The organism is Bacteroides propionicifaciens DSM 19291 = JCM 14649, assembly GCF_000375405.1.
GTDB lineage: Bacteria > Bacteroidota > Bacteroidia > Bacteroidales > Bacteroidaceae > Bacteroides_E > Bacteroides_E propionicifaciens.
This window is the reverse complement of record NZ_AQWS01000056.1, coordinates 1-5770: the sequence shown is the minus strand read 5'-3', so window position 1 is coordinate 5770 and position 5770 is coordinate 1. Positions and strand designations below refer to the sequence as shown.

Annotated in this window: 3 protein-coding genes; all 3 read right to left on the bottom strand. The window is 36.1% G+C overall.

All coding sequences use genetic code 11. The annotated features are described in order from the left end of the window. Nucleotides 1–168: 168 nt before the first annotated feature. Nucleotides 169–1311 (bottom strand): porin, encoded by a 1143-nt coding sequence (locus tag B091_RS0111295; RefSeq protein ID WP_018110105.1) that lies wholly within the window; start codon nt 1309–1311, stop codon nt 169–171. Nucleotides 1312–1346: 35 nt separating this feature from the next. Beyond that, the gene (locus B091_RS0111290; protein WP_025069675.1) at nt 1347–2126 is read right to left on the bottom strand and encodes an acid phosphatase; all 780 of its coding nucleotides are present in this window, start codon (nt 2124–2126) and stop codon (nt 1347–1349) included. Nucleotides 2127–2400: 274 nt separating this feature from the next. Further along, on the bottom strand, nt 2401–5508 hold the full coding sequence (locus B091_RS0111285; RefSeq protein WP_040368897.1) for a ligand-binding sensor domain-containing protein: 3108 nt from the start codon (nt 5506–5508) through the stop codon (nt 2401–2403). Between the last annotated feature and the right edge of the window lie 262 nt (nt 5509–5770).

Sequence of the window (5770 nt, the reverse complement as noted above, 5' to 3'; positions counted from 1 at the left end):
TACTATAATCCTTTTGAGTACGTTTTACATACTGATCTTTAGATTCTTCCATAACATTACATGTATTGTGTAACGCTATATTAGGACGAGACACCCTTAATAAGCAAAAAGGTATGTTACTTTTAGGTAACATACCTTTTTTAATCTACAAACTTTATAATAATGAAACTAGAAAATTATTTGCAACCTAGTCTGCAACGAATTTAGTGATTGGTTGTCGAACCCTAATCGATTGGAAACATGAGTATATGAATACCTTAATCTCCAAATCATGTACTTATTGATGTAGTAGTTGAATGTTAAAGAGGCATCATTTTGACGACCACCAAACACCTCAGCCTTTTTATCAGACATATCTGTATAATTATATCCTAACACGCACTCCAGTGAGCCTGGTGCTGGCGTGGCTATTCCACTCGAGCCATTAGAGTAGGTATAACTATCCCCTAATATTAAGCCTCTAAATAAAGCATAAGCTCCAGTTGCTTTATAGTCTGAGAACCCATTGTCTCTTTTAACGGTGAGGTAGTAGTATTGTGTTTCCAAGCCCACTCGCCCTAAGGCTGCGGTTAGCTCTGGTGTAAACTTAAACAGTCGCTTAGCATGCGTAATATTAGCTTGCATAGCGGTTATCTTTGAAATACGAGAAGGGAAATTAGCTTTCAAAATAAAAGCGTCATGATTTAAGTCTTCATCATCGTTATAGCGTGGAGTCTCAAATGCACCAGAAATACCCACATGGAAGATTCTTCCATCTTCACGGAAAGGACGATAAACCAGACGAGACATGGCACCATAGCCCTGTTTTCCCATTTCATTGGATGTTTTTTTGATTGCTTCATTTTCGACATGCAAGCTTGCTGTAGCAAAGAAGGCGTCCTTACTATGCATAAACATAGCCCCTATTAGGCGAGAGTTAAAAAATGCCTCATTACTTGCAGGCTCTTCCATCGTAATCTTCATAGAAGAACTGGTAGAACTTTGCAAACCAAATTGATGCACAAAATAGCCTAAACGAACTAAGGAGTGTGAACCAAAGCCTCTTTCTATAAAGACATCTTTTAAAGAAACCTTACCATAGGCATAACCTACATCTACTTTTGCTTTGTAAGGACCATAACTAGCCTTTACACCTACACGCATATCAGGGACGGCCACACCATCTGCAAATTCCTTATTTTTGGAATCAAAGAGACCTCCATCCATTAAAATCCTACCTGAGGGTTTTATCTCAAATTTGTCTTGTGCCTGAACCTGCCCACCACAAACGATAGACAAGCTCATAGCAGCCAATACTAAATACTTATTCATAATCTACAAGGTATTAGTTGAGTCTAAGGTTGATTTTAGTTTCTTTCACTAGGTTTTACTAAACCTGCTTTTGCGAGCTTAGCCAACTCTTTTTTAGCTTTGCCTAGCTGTTTCATGAAAGCATCGTTGGCATGTAAACGTGCTACTACTGCACTCGCAACTAAACGAGCTGCATCTACATCACTTTGAAAGTGGTAGCCACAAATCACACGGCTTTGCCCCATCTCGTAGCCTCTCTTTAATATTTCATTTTGGCGATCTGGATTTACTTCTGCTAATACTAGTGCTGTAGCCCAGCCAATTGCAGTATGTCCTGATGGATATGAACCATTGGTTGACAGCTCAGCCTGTTGTTCTGGATTACAAGTATTTTCTTGATAGAAGCTGAATGGGCGAACTCTCATGTAATGCTCTTTAGCATGACGTGTGGCTAAATCACCAGCATCTTCACGCATATTTACCACTAGTTTATAGATTTCAGGGGTTGCATCTTTAGTAATTTCAACACCAAAAGCTTCCGAAAAGGCTCTCGGAACACCACTTCCACCTACACGTGCATCACTGACAGCTTGAGCTCCACGAGGGGTGTCTCTTTGCATTTTACCCCAGCTATACTGAGCTTGATCATAAAGAAATAAAATACTGCCCGCTTCTGGTGGAGGAGGTAGTAAGTCTAAGCTATTAGGTACTTCAGATATTTCTAAGAAATATAAATCTGGATTTGATCTTTTGTCTTTAATGCTTTCTTCTTGAGCGAATGTGCTCATAGAGAATAAAGAACATACTAAAACGAATAATGAAAATTTAGCTTTCATAATAATTAGTTTTTGGGTTTAAACTTAATTGATTAATTGATTTCCATATGGACAGCAAGTGTCATAAGTACACAGCTTGTCTGTATGGTCTATCAAATCTAAACGAAAGGCTAGTTAAATAATAGTTGCTTTTATTTATTCGTCTGTTTTAACAGTTGCAACTCTTTGCAACACCCAGTGTATAAGGCAATCAAACAGAGAGTTAAGACATAGGTACGATTATTGAATTAAGTTTAAAACCCATACCTTTTTTTGAGAAGGTTGCTACATTATCCTAGTCTAGAAAGCTCAAGAGAGAACAAGTAAATACTGAATTGGGCTTATTCTCATAGTATTTACGCAAATTCTCCTCGTTTGCTTTTAGTCGATTATTGATTAGGCGACTAATTACAGGATTTAAGTTTCCATATACACCCAATATGCCAGGAATTAAAATTCTCTTTACCCTAGGATCGGCTAAAAGTACAGCTAAAACTTTAGCCTGTTGATTGTAGAAATTGTTGAATTTGAGAATATCTCTCAATATAAAATCATCGGTTTTACTGACTAGTGTATAAAACTCATTGATCAGTTTCTCTACCTGCCCTACTACTTCATATGTAGCTGCTTCAATGAGTTGATCTAGCTCTTTATCAAATTTTTTATTGACAAGCTCCTCATTGGTTTGTAGTATGCTTTGTCTCTTTTCTTTAAAAGCGCGAATATGAAGATTGATTTCATCTCTCTTGAATAAGATTAGCAGTTGATCCTCAATAGTTTTCAATCTTCTTAGTAGTTCTAATCTATCCATATTTTGTGCAGACTGATTTATCAAGTCTAACTGCTCTAATAAAACTCGAGTACAGGGCTCTGACAGGTCTTCCAAATAATTTATTCTTGTACGTACAAAAGCCTGAATGCTTCTTAGTGACTCTTCTGCAAAAATGTTTTGATAAGATGAATACAACTCCTCAAACTTGCTTTGTATATATGATAGTGGCTTGGTGCTATTTTCTTTGAGTAAGGCTAATTTGTGAAACAAATCTTTGTTTAGGTTGTCCAGCTCCAAACACCCATCCAATGCCTCTAATAGTTCATTTATAGCGTTGAGTAAAGTCGTATGTAGGAGTAGCCACTCTTGATTCTTCTTGATTTGATTTCTCATTTTTTTAATATCACTTTCTTGCTCAGCATGTCTAGACTCAGCAAGTAGATACTCTTTTTCAAAGGCTGTGGTCGCTTCAATCTGTTCTACTTGTTCTTGGAGCTTTTTAGGTATGAATAAAGTAGCTTCTCTATTTAGATTAATCAAAGCAAGTGACAACTCATCAAACTGAATATTGATTACTTTTTTAGCTTTAGGGTCCAGATCAATCTCACTTATTTTCTGTTGCAGATAAGCTAACTCCTTATCATCCTCACGATCGATCAACTCATAATAACTAGCCAACTCACTAATTCTATTTTCTAAGTCTTCTTTACGCCGTTCTAATTGAATTAGGTTGAGCCTCTTTTTACGGAAAAAGATTAGCGTAAAAAATAAAACAAGCGCTAAGATTATTATTAAGAATGCAATAAGGTAAAACAGACTCAAGCTAACAGGAGCTTCAAAACTGATCCAAGCAGGCTTGTCTTCTTGCCCTGCTTGCAAGGAAAGAACTCCTAAGTTCGAGCCCAAAAACAGCTGATTGCCATGAGTAAAAATAGCAGTAGGTCGAAATCTAATATCTGGATAATGAATACCACCATCTTTTATTGCTCCCTGACTTAAGTAAAATTTATGCAGCCCCAACTCAGGAATAGCATAAAACAAGGTATCATTGAGATAGACAAGTTTGTTATATCCCTTTACAAGCAAAGAATCTGTTGGATTTTGACTTAGTATGTGGTGATTAGTCAGTATTATCAAACTTGGATCATGATCATTTGTGGAGATTATATCTTCTAAAAAAGAATATCCAATAGTTTCATTTATTCTTTTCACCTTAGAATCAGGAGTCAGATAAAAAACCCCATCATTTAGGGTGGAGAAATATAAGCGATCGTTAGAAGGATGACTAAAAATAGAGGTTACATACACATTATTCATAGCTGTAATTGTATCTACTCGAGCAGGAGAAGCTACTCTAACTAAGCCATCCTGTATTCCTATATAAGAGTAAACGTCCTCATTTATTTTCTTAACTGCAGCTGTTGTTATTTTGGCATGAGATGTCAGTAAAGTCTTGGGTTTGCGAAAGAGCATATTATTAAGCCAGCTTTTTGATACACTCATCTTTTTGAACTCATTGCTATCATAGAAGTAGAGTTCTCCATCTATTATATCCATCCAGCGTATCTGCAAATCCTCAGAAAAAGTATAAATACATCTAGCCTTATTTCGTCCTACTTCCTGACGAAACAATTCATTATAAGAGGACAGGTAGTAATATGCTTGCTCATCCTTACAAGCTGCTTTAATGGAGATATTACCCTTAAAGACATCCATATGATTTGCAATTCTCCAAAGTGCATGATCAGTTAGCAAATAGCTGAAGTGCTTAAGTTTTCCTGGCAAGATAATATTTCTACCTCCCAAAGGAACAGATCTACGCAAACGAATTGATAGAAACTCTTCTAAATCATTACTTAGTAAAAGTTCTTGCGCACCGACTAAATAGTGTATACCCTCTACTTGGTAATAAACTTTAGGTCTATTAGCCACCTCTATTTCCTGTATTACCTCGCCTTCTAAGGAACAAATAAATAAGCATCCATCCCCTACAGCATAGAGTAGATCATTATATATAGAAACATGATTGATGTAAGTATTCTCTAAGTATTTAGACTGCTTAGCATTTTTAATATCTATTTGCACTACACCATTCTGAGTAGATGCGTAAAGCACACTATCTTTATACGCACAGAGATTATGGCAAACAAATGAGTATCCATTTTGCTTAGATAAATACTCTTCTGATGGATATATTAGACAGAGTTCTCCCGATAATTCTATCTTATCCATTTCATATAAACCCTGACTAGTAGCTACATATAAGGTGTTTTCATTACTCAGTATATCATATGCAGAGTATTTACTACCCTTAAAATTAATTTCATACGTCTTCAACTTATTAAGCGTGTCATTCGCTTGCATTTTCCATAATTGAAGCCCAGAGTTTCTCACTCCCAACCACAGTAAGGACTCACTTTCTACCTGAGGCTCACGGAGCACTTTATAGATACGGTCTTCACCTAAGTCGTATGACGAGCGATAATCCTCTTTAAAATTGTATAATCCTCCTGTTTCACTTCCTATCCAAAATGAGCCATCTTCATCGTAAGATAGAGAAGACAACCTCTCCTCGTAATAATACTCTGTTTCACCTATAGACAGTGGACTCACTGACTTTTCACAAGCCACGAGAAAACATATAGTTAAAAGTGAAATGTACTTTACAATACTATTATTATGCATATATATATAATTAAAAACCACTTACAGTACAGCTAATCCTTGCTTTTTAGCTAGATAAAAGTATCTGTTTAGATAATTAGAGTTCGTCCGTATTACGCTAAGACTTACTCTACTGACTAGTCCTAAATAAGCGTTACAGTTTATTTATCAAATATAGTTTAATTATCCTATAGGAAGGCTGGCCTTCCTATAGGATTTATTTTTATAA